Genomic DNA, 18,183 nt, shown 5'->3' with positions numbered 1-18,183 from the left:
TCCAGCCTGCTGAAAAGGTGAAATTATCCGGGAAATGGCCTCATTTGGGTAGGGTTGTCTGCGTTTCCGGCAGGTATTGCACCTGCCGGAAGGCCGGTTTAGATATTCGGATCGTAGTTGATCATCATCAGAACGCCGCGGCCGCCACCGATCCCGCCGCCGGTGTAGGAAACGCTGCCCTGGCCGCGATAGACGATTTCATAACGCGTGCTGTCGCTGCCGAAGTAGAAGGGGATGAAGGCCTTGGCGGTCGGGTGGGCGCGGACCTCGTGGCTGGTTCCGAGGATGCGTTCGACTTCGCCTTGGTCCATGCCGATCTGCAGTTTGGCCCATTTGCTGTTGGCCGGAATGTTGCCGTACACCTCGCCTTCGAAGGTGCCGTCGCGCGACTTGACGACGCGCGGCTTGCCCGCTTCGGCCGGTTTGGCGGCTTCCTTGGCGGCCGGGGCCGGGGCGGCGGCTACCGGTTCGGCAGTCTTGGCGGTCGTCGCGCCGGCCTTGCTCTTGGCCGGTTCGCAATCGACCGCTGGCGTCGCGGCTTTTTTGCTGGTCTTGGTTTTGGCCGTCGTCTTTTTCTTGGCGGTCGGCTCGGGTGGACATTCCGGCTTGCTGGCGACGGCCGTTGCCGCCGGAGCCGGGGTCGAAGCGGCGGTTGGCGTGGCGGCCGGCTCGGGCTTGCTTTCCTTGCTGGCGCAGCCGGTGCCGATAACGGCGGCGGCAATGATCAGGGCGAGGGTGCGGGCGTGCATGGGAGAGTTCCTTCTGTTGGGCGACGAGGCAATTTACCTCAAATCAGCTGCCGTGATAGCCGGTGACGCGCGCGACCTCATTTTTCGAGCCGAGGATGACCGGCACGCGCTGATGGAGTTTATCCGGCTGGATGTCGAGGATGCGCTGGCGGCCGGTGGTGGCAGCCCCGCCGGCCTGCTCAACCAACAGCGCCATCGGGTTGGCTTCATACATCAGGCGCAGCTTGCCGCCCTGGGCTTTGATCTTGCTGTCGAGCGGGTACATGAAGATGCCGCCGCGCGTCATGATGCGATGCACGTCGGCGACCATCGAGGCGACCCAGCGCATGTTGTAGTCCTTGCCGAGCGGGCCTTCCTTGCCGGCCTGCATTTCGGCGACGTAGCGTTGCACCGGGGCTTCCCAGAAGCGCTGGTTGGCCATGTTGATGGCGAATTCCTGGGTGTCGGCCGGGATCTGCACCTTGTCCTGGGTCAGCACGAAACTGCCTTGCTCGCGGTCGAGCGTGAATACCGCGACGCCATCGCCGACGGTCAGCACCAGCAAGGTGGTCGGGCCATAGACGGCATAGCCGGCGGCGACCTGGGCGGTGCCCGGTTGCAGGAAAGCGGCTTCGGCGGCGGCCGGGGTGGACAGGTCGGCGCCTTCCGGGCATTTCAGCACCGAGAAGATGGTGCCGATCGAGACATTGACGTCGATGTTCGACGAGCCGTCGAGCGGGTCGAAGGTCAGCAGGTATTCGCCCTTGGGAAAGCGGTGCGGCACCAGGTGCGGCAGGTCCATTTCCTCGGAGGCCATGGCCGCCAGATGGCCGCCCCATTCGTTGGCTTCGAGCAGGATGTCGTTCGACAGCACGTCGAGTTTCTTCTGCGCCTCGCCCTGGATGTTGTCGCTGCCGGCTTCGCCGAGCACGCCGCCGAGGCCGCCCTTGCCGATGGCGACGGAGATGGCCTGACAGGCCCGGGAAACGATTTCGATCAGGAACTTGAGGTCGGCGGTGATGACGCCCTTGTCGCGTTGTTCCTCGGTGAGATAGCGTGCCAGCGTGCCTTGTGCCATGACGGCCCCCTGAAATGACGAAAGGGGCGGATTTTACCCTGCGAGGTCGCGGGCGTGCAGAAAGGCGAACGCCGCAGCGCTGTTCAGCGGCTTGCTGAACAGGTAGCCCTGTACTTCGTCGCAGCCGTTGGTGCGCAGCAGTTCGAGCTGGTCTTCGGTTTCGACGCCTTCGGCAATGACATTGAGGCCGAGCGAATGGGCCAGGGCGATGGTGCCGAAGGCAATCGCCCGGTCATTCAGGTCGTGTTCGATATCGGCGACGAAGGAGCGGTCGATCTTCAGGTGGTCGATCGGGAACAGCTTGAGGTAGGCGAGCGAGGAATAGCCGGTGCCGAAATCGTCGATGGCCAGCGAAATGCCCATGCGGCCGAGGCGCTGGAGGATCAGCACGGCTTCTTCCGGGTTTTCCATCACCGAGCTTTCGGTGATTTCGAGTTCCAGCAGTTCGGCCGGCAGTCCGGACTCGGCCAGCGCGCCGGCCACCGTTTCGCAGAAGTCGCGGCGCCGCAGCTGTCTGGCCGAGACGTTGACGGCGATGCGGATCGGCTTCAGGCCGGCGTCGATCCAGTGCTTCATCTCGCGGCAGGCGGTGAGCAGCACCCATTCGCCGATCTCGACGATGATGCCGGTTTCTTCGGCGACCGGGATGAAACGGTCCGGGGCGATCATGCCGTCGGTCGGGTGGTGCCAGCGGACCAGCGCTTCGACGCCGGTGGCCTGCGAACTGTCGGCCCTAAACTGCGGCTGGAAGCACAGGGCCAGTTCGTTGCGGGCGATGGCGTGGCGCAGCTTGCGCTCGATGTCGAGGCGTTCGGCGGTGACGCGGTTCATCTCGGCTGCGAAGAACTGGTAGTTGTTCCGGCCGGCCGCCTTGGCGTGGTACATCGCGGTGTCGGCGTTCTTCAGGATCGTGTCGCCATCCGGGCCGTCGTCGGGGAAGATGCTGATGCCGATCGACGGACTGGTGTGCAGTTCGTGCCCCTCGGCCTCGATCGGCGTGGACAGTGCGGCGACGATCTTGCTGGCGACAATCGCCGCATCGGCCGGCATGGTGATGGCGGACAGGATGACGACGAATTCGTCGCCGCCCAGGCGGGCCACGAAGTCGGTTTCGCGGACGACGCCGGCCAGCCGGCTGGCGACCTCGCGCAACAGTTCGTCGCCGACCTGATGGCCGAGGGTGTCATTGATGATCTTGAAGCGATCGAGATCGATGAACATGATCGCGATGCTCCACTTGTGGCGCCTGGCCTCCGGCAGCAGCTGGGCGAGGCGCATGAGCAGGGCGAGGCGGTTGGGCAGGCCGGTCAGCGCATCGTGCTGGGCGATATGGCGCATCCTTTCCTCGGCCTGCTTGCGCTCGGTAATATCGGCAATAATCCAGATGTAGTGCGCGGCATCGCCGCTGTGCTGATCGTCGACGCGGGTGATGCGGATGCCTGCCGGAAAATCGTCGCCGCACTTCGGGGTGATTTCCAGTTCGCCGTTCCATGAACCGCGCAGGGAAATATTCTCCCGGAAGCTCTCCGGCGTTTCGTCATGGTTCGGGCTGATCAGCCCGAATACCGTCCGGCCCCGCAGTTCGTCGAGCTGGTAACCGGTCATCTGGGTGGTGGCCGGGTTGATCGACAAAATCCGATGCGCCTCGTCGGTAAAGATGATGCCGGCCGGCGTGTGGGTGAAAACCTTCTGGGCCAGATGGTCGCGCTCGGCGCTGTGCCGCTGCTCGGTGATGTCGGTATAGACGGTGACGAAACTGCCGTCGGCCAGCGGCACGCCGCGGATATCGAGGGTTTTGCCGTTCGGCCGGGTGCGCTCCATACGATGGGCGGTCGGCGGGCTGGCGCGGGCCAGCAGGTTCTCGACGATGGTTTCGGGGTCGCCCGGGCCGTATTCGCCGCGTTCGGCGTTGAAGCGGAATATTTTTTCCAGCGTAACCGGGGCCTGCTCGAATAGCGACGGGGGGAAGCCGAGCAGGTCGATGAATTCCCGATTGTGCAGAATCAGCTTCTGCTCCCGGTCGAACAGGCTGACCGCGCTCGGAATGCTCTCGATGACCGTCTGCAGCAAATCGTGCTGGGCCAGCAAGTCCTGCTCGGCAGTCTTGCGTTCGGTGATGTCGGTGTAGGTGGTGATGAACCCGGTCAGCTGGCCGTCGATGAACAGCGGTTCGCCCTGCACCAGATGGGTCCGGCCGCTCGGCCGGGTGCGTTCGAAGCGATGGCCTTCGAATTGAAGGGCCTGCGCGGTCTTCCGCTGAATGTGTTCCTCGACGTCGCCCGGACCGTATTCGCCGCGCATGGCCGGAATGCGGATCAGATCGGCGAACGGAACGCCTTCGTATACCGCCTCGGCCGGCAGGTTGAGGACATCGATAAATCCCTGGTTCCAGACCCGCAGGCGCAGGTTCTCGTCAAACACACTGATGCCCTGCGGCATGCTCGACATGACCGCCTGCAGGTAGAGGTGTTTGCGCCGGGATTCAGCGGTAGTCGACGAAGATGCGTCCAAGGATTCCAAATCGGCAATTTAATAATTTGCACAATTTTCAATGATAGCCCAAGCCCAAGGGGCCAGACATGAGCTGGCTCAGGTTTTTTGACTGTTTCCCGAGCCGCGCCCTAGGCCGTCTTCCACTTGATCGAGCAGCCGATGGACGCCGTCTGCTCGCTTGGTCCGCGCCCGCTGCGGGCAATTTCCGCCATCGCCGCGAACAGTTCGCGGTGAGCCTCGGGTGGTGCGGGATTGCGGCCGGAGGCATCGAGCCGGCCGCGATACTGCAGTTCCAGGTTGGCGTTGTAACCGAAGAAATCGGGCGTGCATACGGCGCCGTAGGCGCGGGCGACGTCCTGGCTTTCGTCGTAGAGATAAGGAAAGGGAAAGGCCAGTTCGGTTGCCCAGCGGCGCATCTCTTCCGGCGCATCCTCGGGGTAGGCGGCGACATCGTTGCTCATGATGGCGACGCAGCCGATGCCGTGCCCGGCCAGTTCGCGGCAGTCGCGAATCAGACGGTCGATGATCGCCTTGACGTAAGGGCAATGATTGCAGATAAACATCACCAGCACGCCGTTCGGGCCGCGGCAACTGGCCAGCGTATGGCGCTTGCCGTCGGTGCCGGGGAGGTCGAAGTCGATGGCCGGTTGGCCAAAATTGCATAATGGTGGGTTCAAGGCGACCATGTTTCTCCACTCCAAAACTCATTTCACCCATAATAGCATTGATGAATATGCCCCGATTTTACTGTCGTGAAGCGCTCTCGCCGGGGGCGCACGTTGAACTTCCCGAACCCGTGGCGCGCCATGCCGTTCGCGTCCTGCGCCTGCCGCCGGGGGCGCCGATGGTGCTCTTTGACGGCCGCGGCGGCGAATACCCGGCGCACATCGAACGCATCGAGCGCGACCGCGTGCTGGCCGAGCTGGGTGCCTGGCGTGACGTCGAGCGCGAGTCGCCGCTGGCGATCACGCTAGTGCAGGCCCTGCAGGCCGGCGAGAAGATGGATTACACGATCCAGAAGGCCGTCGAGCTGGGCGTCCGTCACATCGTGCCGGTTGAAAGCCGGCGCAGCGTCATGCGTCTGGCCGGCGAACGGGCCGGCAAGCGGGTGGCCCATTGGCAGGGCGTGGTCGCATCGGCCTGCGAGCAATGCGGCCGCAATCAGGTGCCGCTGGTCGCGCCGCTGGAAAAACTCGAAAACTGGCTGGCCCGGCCGGCCCCGGCCGGTTTGCGCCTGATGCTGGCGCCGGATGCCGAACAGGCGCTGGTGGCCTTGCCGCCGGCGACGGAAATTCAACTGCTGATCGGTTCCGAGGGGGGACTCGATCCGCAGGAAATGATCGCGGCCAGACAGGCAGGTTTTCAGGCGGTTCGCCTCGGGCCGCGCGTCCTCCGCACGGAAACGGCAGGGCTGGCCGCGCTGGCGGCGATGCAGGCCTTGTGGGGCGATTTCAGGGAGGGTTAGGGGATGTTCGAATCAGCAGAGCTGGGCCACAGGATCGACAAGGAAACCTTCAAGAAAGAGGTGCCGAAACTGCGCGCCGCCTTGCTCGATGCGCAGTACGACATGCTCGAGAAAAAGGAGTTTCCGGTCGTCATCCTGATCAGCGGCGTGGACGGCAGCGGCAAGGGGGAAACCATCAACCTGCTCTACTCGTGGATGGACCCGCGGCATATCTCGACGCTGGCTTTCTCGGCACCGAGCGACGAGGAGGTTTCGCGGCCCTACATGTGGCGTTACTGGCAGGCTTTGCCGCCCAAGGGCAAGGTCGGCATTTTCGCCGGTTCGTGGTATTCGCAGCCGATCACTGATCGCATCACCGGCAAGATGCGGCGCTCGGAAATGGACGAGCGGCTGGACGACATCAACCGCTTCGAGGCGATGCTGGTCAACGAAGGGGCGCTGGTCCTCAAGTTCTGGTTCCATCTCTCCAAGGACGGCCAGAAACAGCGCCTGAAAGCGCTGGAGAAAGATCCGCACACCGCCTGGCGGGTGACCAAGGAAAGCTACGATCGCCTGAAAACCTACGGCAAGCTGCAGGAAGTGGCCGGCCACGTGCTGCGCGTCACCAACACGGCGCATGCGCCGTGGATCATCGTCGAAGGCACCGATGACGAATACCGTTCGCTGACCGTCGGGCGGATCGTCCTCGATTCGATGCAGCGCCGGCTGCGCCAGGAAGGCCGGCAGATGGTGCCGGTGGCGCCGCCGATCGTGCATCCGATCGACCAGAAGAATGTGCTCAGCGCGCTGGATTTGAAGCTGAAACTGGACAAGAAGGATTACGAGAGCCAACTGGCCAAATACCAGGCCCGGCTGTCGGAACTGGTGCGCGATCCGCGTTTTGTCGGCAAGCGTTCGCTGGTGGTCGTCTTCGAAGGTTCGGATGCGGCCGGCAAGGGCGGCAGCATCCGGCGGATCGGCGCGGCAATGGATGCCCGGCAATACCAGATCATCCCGATTGCCGCCCCAACCGAGGAAGAGCGGGCCAAGCCCTATCTCTGGCGTTTCTGGCGGCACCTGCCGCGGATCGGCCGGGCGGCGATTTTCGACCGGTCGTGGTACGGCCGGGTGCTGGTTGAGCGGGTCGAGGGTTTCTGTACCGAGCCCGACTGGTTGCGGGCCTATGCCGAGATCAACGATTTCGAGCATCAGATGGTCGAAGCCGGGGTGATCGTCGTCAAGTTCTGGCTGCAGATCAGTGCCGACGAGCAGCTGCGCCGCTTCAAGGAGCGCCAGGACACCGAGTTCAAGCGTTTCAAGATCACCGACGAGGACTGGCGCAATCGCGAGAAGTGGGATGAATATGTCGCCGCCGTGTGCGACATGGTTGACCGCACCTCGACCGGCTTGGCACCGTGGACGCTGGTCGAGGCCAACGACAAGAACTACGCCCGGGTTAAAGTACTGAAAACGGTTTGCGAGCGCCTGGAAAATGCGCTGAAAGACGACAACGGAAAATATACACAGCAATGAGCGACACCCCTTACGACGAGCACTTCGTTTCCTGGTTCCGGGCCGTCACGCCCTATATCAACGCTTTTCGCGGCAAGACTTTCGTCATCGCCTTCGGCGGCAAGGCGGTGGCCAGCGAGTTCGCCAAGACCCTGGCTTACGACGTCAACCTGCTGGTCAGCCTGGGTATCCGGCTGGTCATGGTGCATGGCGCGCGACCGCAGATCGAGGAAGAGCTGCGCGAAAAGAATCTCGAGTCGATCTATCACCGCGGCTACCGGGTGACCGATGCCGAGGCGCTCGATTGCGTGCTCGACGCGGTGGGCAGCGTCTATCTCGAAATCGAGGCGATGCTGTCGCAAGGGCTGCCCAACACGCCGATGGCCAACAGCCGGATTCGCGTCATCGGCGGCAACTTCATCACCGGCCAGCCGATCGGCGTCCTCGACGGCATCGACATGCAGTACGCCGGCAAGGTGCGCAAGGTCGATAGCGAGGGCATCAACGCCCAGCTCGGCCTCGGCAACATCGTGCTGCTCAACTGCGAAGGGCCGTCGCCGACCGGCGAGATCTTCAACCTGCAGATGGAAGAGGCGGCCGAAGCGGTGGCCGTCGCCATCCGCGCCGACAAGCTGGTCTATCTGACCGATAGCCAGGGGGTTACCAGCGAGGCCGGCGAACTGCTCGATGCGATGACCGCCGACGAAGTGGCCGAGCTGCTGAGCGGCGGCGAATGGTTGTCGCCCGATATCAGGCGCTACCTGCCGTGCGCCGTCCGGGCCACCCGCACCGGCGTCGGCCGGGTCCATCTGATCAGCTACGAACAGGACGGCGCGCTGCTCCGCGAGTTGTTCACCCATGACGGAGTCGGCACCGTGGTCACCCGCGAATCGCTGGAAAACGTCCGCGAAGCGAAGCCCGACGACATCGCCGCACTGATCGCGCTGATCGAACCGATGGAGCAGGAAGGCATCCTGGTGCATCGGCCGCGCGAACTGCTCGAACGCGAAATCGACCATTTCTCGGTCATGCTGCACGACGGCATCATGGTCGGCTGTGCCGCGCTCTACCCGCATTCGGAGGAAGAAGCCGAGCTGGCCTGCCTGGCGGTCAGCCACGAGCACCGCGAATGGGGCTATGGCGAGTTGCTGATGAAGCGCATCGAGCAGCGGGCCCGCAAGATGGGCGTCAAGCGCCTGTGCGTGCTGACGACGCGGACCGAGCACTGGTTCGTCGAGCGCGGCTTCAAGCTGGGTACGGTCGATGACCTGCCGGCCAAGAAACGCGATATGTACAACTATCAGCGGCGTTCTAAGGTGCTCTTCAAGACTTTATAATTCGTCGCATCACCCCCCACGGAGTTTCACATGGCACGTACCGTCAATTGCATCAAACTCGGCCGCGAGGCTGAAGGTCTGGACCAGCCGCCCTACCCGGGCGCCCTCGGCCAGCGCATTTTCGAATCGGTCTCGAAAGAGGCCTGGCAGCAATGGATCAAGATGCAGACCATGCTGATCAACGAGAATCGTCTCAACCTGGTCGATGCCAAGCATCGCAAGTATCTGGCCGAACAGCTCGAGAAGCACTTCTTCGGCGAAGGCGCCGACCAGATTCAAGGCTACGTTCCGCCGAAGTCCTGATCCGGCAGCGCCCAGCAGAAAATCCCGCCCCGGCGGGATTTTTCGTTTCAGGGGAGCTTGTTCAGCGCGAACAGCAGCAACGCGCAGCCCGGAATGGCGGCAATCGCTAGACGAAAGCCGGTGCGCCGGATGCCGCCGGCAAATTCCTCGATGAACTGTTCCATGCCGTCGAACAATTCGGGAAAGCTGGCGATGTCGCTACGGTCATTCTTTTCCATCACGGCTTCCTCGGCTGGGGAGAGAGGCGATCGGCCAGCCCGCCAGGCGGTCGGCCAAGGGCTGGGCGAGGTGGGCGACAGCGAAGCAAGCGTTTGGCATGGCGTCTTTCCGGGTAGGCAATGTCATCAACTATTACCATGCAATATTGCAGGGTCGTGACGCCGGAACCAGTGTCACAATACCTTAACAAAGTCGCCCTACGGTGTCGGCCGTACATCGTCATCTCGGGGTTTTTTAGTGTTGAAAATTGGATCGGGTGTTCTACTCGGCAGACTCGGCTTTCGCGGATTTTTCATGGCGATCGCCCTGGTATTTACGGTTGCCTTTCTTCTTGTCGCCTTGCCGCATCTGCTCTTGCGCTGGGAAGCCATGCAGGAGGTCGAAGCGCGCCTCGCCTCGCTGCAGCAGCTTGCGGCACCGCGCCAGCTATTGCTTGACTTGCGCCAGCAGCGGACCCGGCTGTTCCTGGCCGGCGCCGGCGATGCCAAGGCGGCCGCCGGGTTGTCGGGAAAAATGCCGGCCACCGCCGTGCCCCCGGCCTTTGCCGAAAAGGCGGCGAACCTGCTGGCGATTACGCCGGACGAGAGCAGCGGCCGCAAGCGCTTGCCGATCTTCACCAGTTTCGGCGCGGTCATTGCCGAGCTGCAACAGCATATCGTCGAGCAGTTCGGCGGCGCCGGCAGCATGCCGGCCGGCAGCAACCTGCCGGCCCTCGCCGATCTCTGGCTCAACGACCTGCCATTGCTCAGCGAAGCGCTGGCCCGGCTCGAAGTGTTGGCCGGCGTCTCGGTGCGCGAAGGCATGGTCGCGGAGCGCCTGCGCTCCGAACTGTCAGCCTCGGTCGCCGTGGCCTCGCATGCCCTGGTCAAGTTGCGCCGCGATCTCGAGCCGCTGGCCGGGGCCAGTCCGACCCTCGGCGAACTCAATGCCCAGGTTGCGCTCCTCGACGCCCAGCTGGAGCTGACCCGTACCGTGGCTTATGGCCTGGCGCTGAGCGATACGGCTTATGCCATCGATGAAATCGACCGGGCGATCAGCCAGCCGCTGGCCCGGGCCGATGACATGCTCCGGCAGAGCGAGCGGGCCATGCTCGATGCGCTGGGCGATGAATTGATCCTGGCCCAGCGCCATCTGCTGGTTACCGTGCTGGTCATTGTCGGCAGCATGCTGCTGTCCTGTGGTGGCCTGTATCTCGCCTATGCCCGCCTGGCCTCGAGCATCGAGGAACTGGCGCGCGGCGCCAAGCAACTGGCGACCGGCGATCTGTCGGTGGTCATCGAACTGGCCGGGCAGGACGAGCTGCAGCGCATTGCCGCATCGCTGCGCGAAGTGCGTGACGGTATGTGCAAGCTGGTCGGCGAGGTGGTCAACAGCGCCCAGGCGATGACCAGCGGCTCGCTGTCCTTCGCCCAGACGGCCGGGGCTTCCGCCGAGCGGGCCCGGCAGCAGGAGCAGGACACGCTGCATGTCGTCCAGGCGGTCGAGGAAGCCGGCCGGCAGGTTGCCGAAATCGCCCTGGCCGCCGGCGAGAGCGATGCGGTGGCGCGCAGCTCGGACGATCTGGCGACCTCCGGCATGGCTTCGGTCAGTCTGGCCAAGAGTTCGCTGGAAGAAATGAGCGCCGACATCGTCCTCGCGACGGCCTCGCTTGACCGCATGGAGAGCGAGACGCAGCAGGTGTCGTCGGTGGTCGCGGTGATCGCCGGTATCGCCGAGCAGACCAACCTGCTCGCCCTGAATGCGGCGATCGAGGCGGCGCGGGCTGGCGAGAGCGGCCGGGGCTTTGCCGTGGTGGCCGACGAAGTGCGCAAGCTGGCCGAACGGACGGCGCTCAGCACCAAGGAAATCGGCCAGATGATTCAGCGCATGCAGGGCATCGCCAGCGAAACGGCCGCCGCAGTACGGACGGCGGCGACCCATGTGGCGAGCAGCAACGAACGAGCCGGCGAGGCAACCGAAGCGATGAGCCGGGTCCGCGGCCAGGCGCGTCAGGTCGGCGCGGCCAGCACCCGGATCAGCAGTGCGCTGGCGACGCACCGGCGGGAAGCCGAACGGATCGAGACGCTGGTTGCCGGCATTGCCCGGTTGTCGCTGGAAAATGGCAAGAGCCTGGCGAGCGCCGCCGATTCGGCGCATCAGCTGGAAGGTCTGGCCGGCGACCTGCGCCAGGCGATCGGCCAGTTCCGCCTCGGCGGCGCGGCGCCGGTGGCCGCGGCCGGGCGGCCCGGCTACCCGGTCTTCGCGGCTAGAACCGTCGCAGCATGAGGTGGCGGCCGTCCACCGTGCCTTTGCGGATATCGACGAAGCCGAGGCTGCGAAAGCGTTTGCAATGGCTGGTCGAGACGATGATCCGGCCGCTCGGGAAGTTCTTTTCCAGCCATTCGATGCGCGCCTTGATCAGGGCGCGGCCGATGCCCTGGCCGCGGCTTTCCGGGGCGACGGCGGAGAGGTAGAGCAGGTGGGTTTTGGCCGCCCAGTCGGCGGCCTTGACGCCGCCGACCGCGCGGATTTCGCCATCCTGGACGGCGATGAAGAATTGGCGGTAGAAAACCTTGTCGTTGCTGCGCAGTTCGTGGCCGACCCGCTCGGCGCTATAGCGCACCGGGTCGGCAAAGGCATTGACGATCAGCGTGGTGCAGGATTCGAGCAGCGCCGGGCTGCTCGCGTCCAGCGTGTCGATCCGCAGCTTGCCCATCGGCGGCCGGCCAGACTCAGGGGCCGTCGTGGCGGAGCAGCGAATGGCGTTCGGCGACCAGGCGCGAGTCTTCGCGGTTGTTGGCGGTTTGTTGCTGGCCGAAAGCGTCGCGTTCGCGCCGGCTGCATGCCGCCGCTTCGATGCTGCGAATGCAGCGCCAGCGTTCGCCCAGTTTGGTCTTGAACGGGCGCATCTGGGATTTTGGATGATGGACCCGGCAGCAGTAGCAAAACAGCATTTCAGTCATCGCAACCTCGTGGCAAGTTGAACTACCGGTAGTAGCTCTAAGCATGATAGCTCAATGTTTCCGGACGATGACGCTATTCATTCGCGGCTGTCGAGCTGCACCACCAGATGCGCTTCGTAGCCATGCCAGCGCAGCGGGATGGCGTAGGGCAGCGAACTGGCGCGGGCGACGAATGCCTTGGCGGCGCCGTCGAGGACGCGCGGCGGGGCAATCCCCAGGCCTTCGCCAAAGTGGCGGCGGGCCTGGCCGGACAGCGTGTTGGCAATTTCGCCGACGATGTCGCCATGGCGGTCGTCGGTAAATACCGATTCGCCCATTTTCAGCAGGACATGCGAGAGCAGGGCGCGCGGTGCCGAGAAGCAGATGCTGCCGGTGTAGTCGCCGCTGATTTCGATCAGGCCGTTGAAATCGTTCCAGACCGCCGGCGTATCGCGCTCGATCAGGAAAGCCGAGCGGACGCTGGCCGTTTCGCCGGTACAGGTGATGAAGAAATGGGTAATGGCTTCGGAAAAGACTTCGATGTCTTCCGGGCGTAATTTGACGTGCATCGCTTAGTCCATCAATTCGAGCAGTGATTCGAGCAGTTCGCTATCGGAGAAAGGCTTGTGCAGGAAGCCGCACGCCCCTTTCTTGATGGCCCGCAGGGCGGTGGCCTTGTCGGCCAGCGCCGAGACGACGAGGATGCGGGTGTCCGGCAGAAAGCCGATGATCTGTTCGATGCAGGCTTCGCCGTCGAGCAGCGGCATGGTCAGGTCCATGGTGATCAGGCTCGGCTTGTTTTCGCGCGCCAGTTCGACCGCCATCGCACCATTGCCGGCCAGGCCGGCAATGGTGATGTGCGGCAATTGCGGACTGTTGACCAGGCGGGCGATGCGCTGACGAATGATCGTCGAGTCGTCGACGATCAGCATCCGGTGAGCGGGGCGTGGGGTGTTCATGCGGCCTTGATCTGCAGGATGAAGCGGGTGTGGGAGTTGGGGCGGGAGCTGATGCGCAGGCGCCCGCCGAGCTGACGCAGCGCCTCCTTGACGACGCTCAGGCCGTCGCCGCGGCCGGCGTGCGGATGGGCGCTGTCGAGCGAACTGAAGCCCGGCTCGAACAGCGTGGAGATCACCTGCTCGTCGCTCATTGCGGCGAGTTGTCCGGCGGTGAACAACTGGCGGGCGAGCAGCACGCCCCGCAGGTGCTCGGCCGAGATGCCGCGGCCGTCGTCATGGATGCTCATGTTCAGCGTGCCGTCCGGCGCGCTGGCCAGTTCGAGGCGGACCAGGCCGCTCGCCGGCTTGCCGAGCCGTTGCCGTTCGGCCGGCGTTTCGATGCCATGCGCGATGGCATTGCGGATCAGTTGCGGCACCGCTTCCTGGAGCAGGCCGGCGAGGGCGGGCGGCAGGCGGTCGAGGTGCGGCACGGCCGTCTCGAAGCGGATCTCCTTGTTCAGATCGTCCGCCACCTTTTTGGCATAGTGTTCGAGGCGCCGCAGGCTGTCGCCGAGCCGGTCGTCGGGCAAGTCGCCGGGCAAGTCGCCGGGCAAGTCGCCGGGCAAGTCGCCGGGCGTGCCGCGGGCGAATTGGCGGACGCGGCGGACCACCGCTTCGACCTTGGTGATTTCGCCGAGCAGGCCGCTCAGGCCGACGGCCACCGGGATCAGGTCGTCGCCGGCGAGATTGTTACGCCGGCGCAGCGGCTGCAACAGCTCCTCGAAAGCATGCGCTTCGCGGGCGATGCTGGCGCAGCCGAGGGTTGCCGCCTCGCCCTTGAAGGCATGCACGTTGCGGGCGATGCGGTTGATCAATTGCGGGTAGGCCTGGGCGCTCGGCTGGATGCCCTGCAGTTCGCCATTGATCAGTTGCAGCATGGCGCCGGCCCGGCCGAGGAAGGCGCCAACGTCGTCCGGATTGTGGTCGAGGACACCGAGCAGCAGCGCGATCTCGTTATCGGCCCGCTCCTTGGCGCCGGCCAGTTCGCGTTCCAGGCGGATTTTCTGCGAGACGTCGAAGACGCTGACCAGCAGCGCGACCACCTGGCTGTTCTCGCGAATCTGGTCGAAGGCGAAGCTCAGGTGGCTCGGCCCCTTGCGCTGGCGCTGCTCGCTCAACAGTTCGATTTCCTGCAGCGGGTTCAACTGTTCGAGCAGGTTCTGCTTCATTTTCGGGTTGAACAGCAGGTCGATGTAGTCCTTGGCCGCTGCAGCATTTTCCGGCGAAGTAAGGTGGCCGAGGAAGGCGTGAAAGTCGGCGCCGGCCAGCAGTTGCCGACCGAACAGGCGCTCCAGCGAAGCCGAATGCTGGTGGCCGACCAGCCGCTGGTCGGTGAGCAGGAACAAGCCTTCGCGCACGCTGCCCAGGATGCGCCCGGTTTCTTCGCGGGCGGCGGCGGTCTGGCGGTCGCTGGCGGCCAGTTTGCCGATGAACTTGAAGACGATGAAGATGAAGTTGAGGAAGGCCAGCGAGATGGCGATCGCCTGGATCAGGCGGACGGTGACGGTCTTTTGCCGGGCCATTTCCTCGAGGCTTTCGGTCAGGTCGTTGGCCTGTCGCGACAGCCGGTTGTTGCGGGTCACCGCCTTTTGCACGGCGGCACTGGCCGCCTCCTGGTCCGGGTCGGCATTGACCAGCAGCGGCCCGACTTCGCGCTCGATCGGTTCCCAGGTGTGGACGACCTGGGCCAGATGCTCGGCCGCCTCGGTCCGCAGGCTTTCCGGTTCGATCAGGCCGAGCGTCGGATGTTCGGCCAGCCGGCTTTCCAGCGTCCGGCGGGCATCGTCGAAGCCGAGGCGGGCCTCGGAGATTTCGGCCAGGCTCGACTGGCTCAGCTGTTCGTTGCGCAGATCGGCATCGAGGCTGAGCAGGCCCTTGGTCAGTTGCTGCGAATAGGTGCGGAGCAGGCCGGCCGTATTGATCAGGCGGGTGTCGGCCTCGATCTGCCGGGAGGTGTAGATATTGATGGCCGAGACGCCGGCATCGATAAGCAGGAACAGGCCGATGGCCAGGACCAGATCCCGGTATTTTCCAAAGAGCGCAGCCAGCAGGGTTTTCATGACAGCCTGACGAGAAACGGGCCGGCCAGCTTGCCGCGCGATCATTACAGTATTGTGAAATGGCCTGCCCGGCCTAAATAAGGGAAACCGTTTGGCGAAATTCACGGAACTGAAATATTTGCTTCCTAGACTGCGGGCCTTGTTTACCTGAGAGCACCACGATGATTGTCCTGCTGGATGAAGAAGCCGCCGAACTACGCCGGATCATGGCCGAGGGGCTGCTCAATCCGGTTTTCCAGCCGATCATCGATTTCCGCGTGCGCGCCGTCCTCGGCTACGAAGCGCTGATACGCGGCCCGCAGGACAGCCCGCTGCAATTTCCCGATCAGCTGTTTGCCGCCGCCAGCCGGGCCGGCTTGTCGCTCGATCTCGAACATGCCTGCCGGGAAGCCAGCTTGCGGGCCTTCGCCGCCCAGCGCCTGGCCGGCCGGCTGTTTCTCAATGTCACGCCGGGTTGCCTGCTCAACAACAAGTTGATGAACGGCTACACCCGCGAGCTGCTCGCCGAACTGGGCATCGCCGCCAACCGGGTCGTCATCGAACTGACCGAAAACCAGCAGATCACCGACATGCCGGGCATTCAGGAGGCGCTGCTGCACTATCGCGGGCGCGGCTTCCAGATCGCCATCGACGATCTCGGCGAAGGTTTCGCCAATCTGCGCATGTGGTCGGAGCTGCGGCCGGAGTTCGTCAAGATCGACAAGCATTTCGTGCACGGCATCGCCGACGACCGGATCAAGTTCCATTTCGTTCGCGCCATGCAGGATCTCGCCGAAATCTGCAATGCCTCGCTGGTCGCCGAAGGCATCGAGCGGGCGGTCGATTTCACTTGCATCCGCGACATGGGCATCGCCTGCGGCCAGGGCTATTTCATCGCCCGGCCGGAGACGCACCCGGTTCGGCTGTTGCCGGGCGAGGTGGTCAGCGCGCTCGGCCAGCAACGCCTGTCGCTGTCGCCGATGATGGGCGGCCCGGGCAAGATGCCGACGGCGCGGACCTTGCTGCGCCCGATCGAGCCGGTGCCGCAGGATGCGACCAACGGGTTGGTCATCGACCGTTTCGAAGCCGACCCGGAACTTGACGTCCTGCCGGTCGTCCATGACGGCCAGCCGATCGGCATGATCAACCGGCACAGCATGATCGACCGTTTTGCCCGCCCCTTCCGCCGCGAGCTGTTCGGCCGCAAGAGCTGCGAAATGTTCATGGATCACGCGCCGCTCGTCGTCGACGAGCACGCTACCATTCAGGAATTGGCGCTGATGCTGGCGCTGGCCCCCAAGCATTACCTGTACGACGGCTTCATCGTCACCGGCCATGGCAGCTATCTCGGCGTCGGCAGCAGCCACGACCTGATGGCGACCATCACCGAAATGCAGATCAGCGCCGCCCGCTATGCCAATCCGCTGACCCAGCTGCCGGGCAACGTGCCGATCAACGAGCACATCGACCGCATGCTGGTGGCCGGCAGCAGCTTTGTCGCCGCCTATGTCGATATCGACAATTTCAAGCCGTACAACGACGCTTTCGGCTACCGCCGGGGCGACGACGTGATCCAGACGCTGGGCCGGCTGGTCGGCGAGATTGCCGATGAGCGCCTGGATTTCGTCGGCCATATCGGCGGCGACGATTTTTTCATTATTTTCCAGAGCAGCGACTGGGAAATGCGCAGCTGGCAACTGGTCAGTGCCTTCGCCGAGGCGATGAACGGCTTGCTGACGCCGGAAGAGCAGGCGCAGGGCGGCTACATGGCCGAAAACCGGCGCGGCGAACTGAGCTTTCAGGCCTTGCCGACGCTGTCGATCGGCGCCGTGCGGGTCGGCCCGGGCGAATGCGAGTCGCACCGCGAAGTGGCGGCGGCTGCCTCGATGGCCAAAAAGCAGGCGAAGAAAAAAGCCAGGAGCCCGCTTGGTGAAGACTTCGGCGGCAGCGTCTTCGTCGACCGGCGGCGCCCGGGCCCGGCGGACGGGATCTGCCAGCAGGTGTCACACGTCCTGAACTGATCCGCCGGCCGGGTAGTTCAGTAGAACAGCGCCGCCAGATCCAGCGTCGAGCGCTGGCCGACCGCCGCCTGGTGGGCCTTCAGCCAGGCTTGGCCATGTTCACGCCCACTGTCGCGCAGGCGGGTGAAAAAAGGCAAATTGACGGCCAGCTTGCTCTCGGGCGGCAGGGTTTTCAGCAGCGCATCGGCGGTGATGGCGTGAAAGCGGATATCGTTCGCCCGCTGTTCGAAGCGGCTGCGCGGCAGCCAGCGCGGCAACCAGCGCGGGCGCTCGGCCAGGGTCAATTGGTCGCGCAGGTGGGCGAACATCCGCATTTCGCGCAGGAAGGTCGAATTGAAAGCCAGTTCGCGCAGGCGCAATTTGATGTCCTGGGCCGACTCCGGCGTTTCCTCGTAATGCAGCGGGGTGAGCAGGACGAGCAGGATGTCGGCGGCGGTGCATTGGTAGAACAGCGGAAAAACCGCCGGGTTGGCGCTGTAGCCGCCATCCCAGTACGGTTCGCCATCGATTACGATGCTGCGGTGGATGGTCGGCAGGCAGGCCGAGGCGAGCAGGCTGTCGATCGACAGCTCGGCGTTCTGGAAGATGCGCAGCTTGCCGGAGTTGGCGTGCGTCGCGGCAATGAACAGCTTGACCGAACTGTGCTGGCGCAGCGCGGTGAAGTCGATCTGTTCGAGGATGATGTCGCGCAGCGGATTGAGATCGAACGGGTTGAGCTGCTCCGGCGACAGGTAGTCAGTCCATTGCAGCATCGCCTTGAGGCCCGGCGCCAGCGCCGCCCCATCGCCGCCCTGGTCGAATGGCGAGCTCTGTGCCACCGCCGTCCAGAAACGATCGAGCGCCCGGCGCGCCCCTTCCCGGCCACCGGCCATCAGCCCCTGGGCGAGACAGACGGCATTCATCGCGCCGGCGCTGGTGCCGCTGACACCTTCAAAGTCGAAACGGCCGTCTTCGAGCAGTGCGTCGAGCACCCCCCAGGTAAAGGCGCCATGGGCGCCGCCGCCCTGCAGGGCGAGGTTGAGCGGAGTGCTTGGGCTTGGTCGGGCGGGCATGGTTGATCTCGGGTATGGCGAAAAATCGGAAAGGCGCG

The 18,183-nt window shown here is 64.3% G+C and carries 17 protein-coding genes; 6 read left to right on the top strand and 11 right to left on the bottom strand.

Annotated features, from left to right (window positions below):
• Positions 1-98: 98 nt before the first annotated feature.
• The 4 genes from KI611_RS19200 to KI611_RS19185 form a co-directional block, all read right to left on the bottom strand.
• On the bottom strand, positions 99-749 hold the full coding sequence (locus KI611_RS19200; protein WP_226417249.1) for a hypothetical protein: 651 nt from the start codon (positions 747-749) through the stop codon (positions 99-101).
• Between the two features lie 43 nt (positions 750-792).
• Positions 793-1,806: a class 1 fructose-bisphosphatase gene (locus KI611_RS19195; protein ID WP_226417248.1), complete on the bottom strand. Its 1,014-nt coding sequence runs from the start codon at positions 1,804-1,806 to the stop codon at positions 793-795.
• Positions 1,807-1,839: 33 nt separating this feature from the next.
• Complete coding sequence (locus KI611_RS19190; protein WP_226417247.1) at positions 1,840-4,317, bottom strand: EAL domain-containing protein; 2,478 nt, start codon at positions 4,315-4,317, stop codon at positions 1,840-1,842.
• Positions 4,318-4,427: 110 nt separating this feature from the next.
• Positions 4,428-4,985, bottom strand: a complete 558-nt coding sequence (locus tag KI611_RS19185; RefSeq protein ID WP_226417246.1) for a thioredoxin family protein — start codon at positions 4,983-4,985, stop codon at positions 4,428-4,430.
• Between the two features lie 41 nt (positions 4,986-5,026).
• Here KI611_RS19185 and KI611_RS19180 point away from each other — a divergent pair, with 41 nt between their 5' ends.
• Genes KI611_RS19180 through KI611_RS19165 form a run of 4 tightly spaced genes read left to right on the top strand, consistent with a single transcriptional unit; the run spans position 5,027 to position 8,895 of the window.
• On the top strand, positions 5,027-5,764 hold the full coding sequence (locus KI611_RS19180; protein ID WP_226417245.1) for a 16S rRNA (uracil(1498)-N(3))-methyltransferase: 738 nt from the start codon (positions 5,027-5,029) through the stop codon (positions 5,762-5,764).
• A 3-nt stretch (positions 5,765-5,767) separates the two neighbouring features.
• A complete protein-coding gene (gene pap, locus KI611_RS19175) occupies positions 5,768-7,276 on the top strand; it encodes a polyphosphate:AMP phosphotransferase (RefSeq protein ID WP_226417244.1) in 1,509 nt (502 codons plus the stop codon).
• A complete protein-coding gene (argA, locus tag KI611_RS19170; RefSeq protein WP_226417243.1) occupies positions 7,273-8,592 on the top strand; it encodes an amino-acid N-acetyltransferase in 1,320 nt (439 codons plus the stop codon). The genes pap and argA overlap by 4 nt, the downstream gene beginning before the upstream one ends.
• Before the next feature lie 30 nt (positions 8,593-8,622).
• Positions 8,623-8,895 (top strand): oxidative damage protection protein, encoded by a 273-nt coding sequence (locus KI611_RS19165; protein ID WP_226417242.1) that lies wholly within the window; start codon positions 8,623-8,625, stop codon positions 8,893-8,895.
• A 47-nt stretch (positions 8,896-8,942) separates the two neighbouring features.
• Here KI611_RS19165 and KI611_RS19160 read toward each other — a convergent pair whose 3' ends face one another.
• Positions 8,943-9,113: a hypothetical protein gene (locus tag KI611_RS19160; protein ID WP_226417241.1), complete on the bottom strand. Its 171-nt coding sequence runs from the start codon at positions 9,111-9,113 to the stop codon at positions 8,943-8,945.
• A 295-nt stretch (positions 9,114-9,408) separates the two neighbouring features.
• Between KI611_RS19160 and KI611_RS19155 the strand changes: the two genes are divergently transcribed.
• Entirely contained in the window at positions 9,409-11,379 is a 1,971-nt protein-coding gene (locus tag KI611_RS19155; RefSeq protein ID WP_226417240.1) for a methyl-accepting chemotaxis protein, read from the top strand.
• Here the strand turns inward: KI611_RS19155 and KI611_RS19150 are convergent.
• The 5 genes from KI611_RS19150 to KI611_RS19130 form a co-directional block, all read right to left on the bottom strand.
• Positions 11,360-11,809, bottom strand: a complete 450-nt coding sequence (locus KI611_RS19150) for a GNAT family N-acetyltransferase (RefSeq protein ID WP_226417239.1) — start codon at positions 11,807-11,809, stop codon at positions 11,360-11,362. The genes KI611_RS19155 and KI611_RS19150 overlap by 20 nt on opposite strands.
• A gap of 16 nt (positions 11,810-11,825) precedes the next feature.
• The gene (locus tag KI611_RS19145) at positions 11,826-12,056 is read right to left on the bottom strand and encodes a hypothetical protein (protein ID WP_226417238.1); all 231 of its coding nucleotides are present in this window, start codon (positions 12,054-12,056) and stop codon (positions 11,826-11,828) included.
• Between the two features lie 77 nt (positions 12,057-12,133).
• Positions 12,134-12,604 (bottom strand): chemotaxis protein CheX, encoded by a 471-nt coding sequence (locus KI611_RS19140; protein ID WP_226417237.1) that lies wholly within the window; start codon positions 12,602-12,604, stop codon positions 12,134-12,136.
• Positions 12,605-12,607: 3 nt separating this feature from the next.
• A complete protein-coding gene (locus KI611_RS19135; protein ID WP_226417236.1) occupies positions 12,608-12,994 on the bottom strand; it encodes a response regulator transcription factor in 387 nt (128 codons plus the stop codon).
• Complete coding sequence (locus tag KI611_RS19130; protein ID WP_226417235.1) at positions 12,991-15,093, bottom strand: ATP-binding protein; 2,103 nt, start codon at positions 15,091-15,093, stop codon at positions 12,991-12,993. The genes KI611_RS19135 and KI611_RS19130 overlap by 4 nt, the downstream gene beginning before the upstream one ends.
• 161 nt (positions 15,094-15,254) lie before the next feature.
• On the opposite strand from KI611_RS19130, the gene KI611_RS19125 reads away from it, so the two are divergent.
• Positions 15,255-17,093 (top strand): EAL domain-containing protein, encoded by a 1,839-nt coding sequence (locus KI611_RS19125; protein ID WP_226417234.1) that lies wholly within the window; start codon positions 15,255-15,257, stop codon positions 17,091-17,093.
• A 17-nt stretch (positions 17,094-17,110) separates the two neighbouring features.
• Here KI611_RS19125 and KI611_RS19120 read toward each other — a convergent pair whose 3' ends face one another.
• Positions 17,111-18,145 (bottom strand): patatin-like phospholipase family protein, encoded by a 1,035-nt coding sequence (locus KI611_RS19120; protein ID WP_226417233.1) that lies wholly within the window; start codon positions 18,143-18,145, stop codon positions 17,111-17,113.
• Between the last annotated feature and the right edge of the window lie 38 nt (positions 18,146-18,183).

It is taken from the genome of Dechloromonas denitrificans, from assembly GCF_020510685.1.
In the GTDB taxonomy this organism is placed as follows: domain Bacteria; phylum Pseudomonadota; class Gammaproteobacteria; order Burkholderiales; family Rhodocyclaceae; genus Azonexus; species Azonexus denitrificans_A.
This window is presented reverse-complemented; position numbering and strand designations above follow the sequence as displayed.

What these genes read in the sequence shown, in the direction of transcription:
- KI611_RS19120 (WP_226417233.1), bottom strand. Translation starts at nt 18,145, where the DNA reads ATGCCCGCCCGACCAAGCCCAAGCACTCCGCTCAACCTCGCCCTGCAG.
- KI611_RS19145 (WP_226417238.1), bottom strand. Translation starts at nt 12,056, where the DNA reads ATGACTGAAATGCTGTTTTGCTACTGCTGCCGGGTCCATCATCCAAAA.
- KI611_RS19125 (WP_226417234.1), top strand. Translation starts at nt 15,255, where the DNA reads ATGATTGTCCTGCTGGATGAAGAAGCCGCCGAACTACGCCGGATCATG.
- KI611_RS19200 (WP_226417249.1), bottom strand. Translation starts at nt 749, where the DNA reads ATGCACGCCCGCACCCTCGCCCTGATCATTGCCGCCGCCGTTATCGGC.
- KI611_RS19165 (WP_226417242.1), top strand. Translation starts at nt 8,623, where the DNA reads ATGGCACGTACCGTCAATTGCATCAAACTCGGCCGCGAGGCTGAAGGT.
- KI611_RS19130 (WP_226417235.1), bottom strand. Translation starts at nt 15,093, where the DNA reads ATGAAAACCCTGCTGGCTGCGCTCTTTGGAAAATACCGGGATCTGGTC.
- KI611_RS19185 (WP_226417246.1), bottom strand. Translation starts at nt 4,985, where the DNA reads ATGGTCGCCTTGAACCCACCATTATGCAATTTTGGCCAACCGGCCATC.
- KI611_RS19150 (WP_226417239.1), bottom strand. Translation starts at nt 11,809, where the DNA reads ATGGGCAAGCTGCGGATCGACACGCTGGACGCGAGCAGCCCGGCGCTG.
- KI611_RS19135 (WP_226417236.1), bottom strand. Translation starts at nt 12,994, where the DNA reads ATGAACACCCCACGCCCCGCTCACCGGATGCTGATCGTCGACGACTCG.
- argA (WP_226417243.1), top strand. Translation starts at nt 7,273, where the DNA reads ATGAGCGACACCCCTTACGACGAGCACTTCGTTTCCTGGTTCCGGGCC.
- KI611_RS19180 (WP_226417245.1), top strand. Translation starts at nt 5,027, where the DNA reads ATGAATATGCCCCGATTTTACTGTCGTGAAGCGCTCTCGCCGGGGGCG.
- KI611_RS19160 (WP_226417241.1), bottom strand. Translation starts at nt 9,113, where the DNA reads ATGGAAAAGAATGACCGTAGCGACATCGCCAGCTTTCCCGAATTGTTC.
- KI611_RS19155 (WP_226417240.1), top strand. Translation starts at nt 9,409, where the DNA reads ATGGCGATCGCCCTGGTATTTACGGTTGCCTTTCTTCTTGTCGCCTTG.
- KI611_RS19140 (WP_226417237.1), bottom strand. Translation starts at nt 12,604, where the DNA reads ATGCACGTCAAATTACGCCCGGAAGACATCGAAGTCTTTTCCGAAGCC.
- KI611_RS19195 (WP_226417248.1), bottom strand. Translation starts at nt 1,806, where the DNA reads ATGGCACAAGGCACGCTGGCACGCTATCTCACCGAGGAACAACGCGAC.
- pap (WP_226417244.1), top strand. Translation starts at nt 5,768, where the DNA reads ATGTTCGAATCAGCAGAGCTGGGCCACAGGATCGACAAGGAAACCTTC.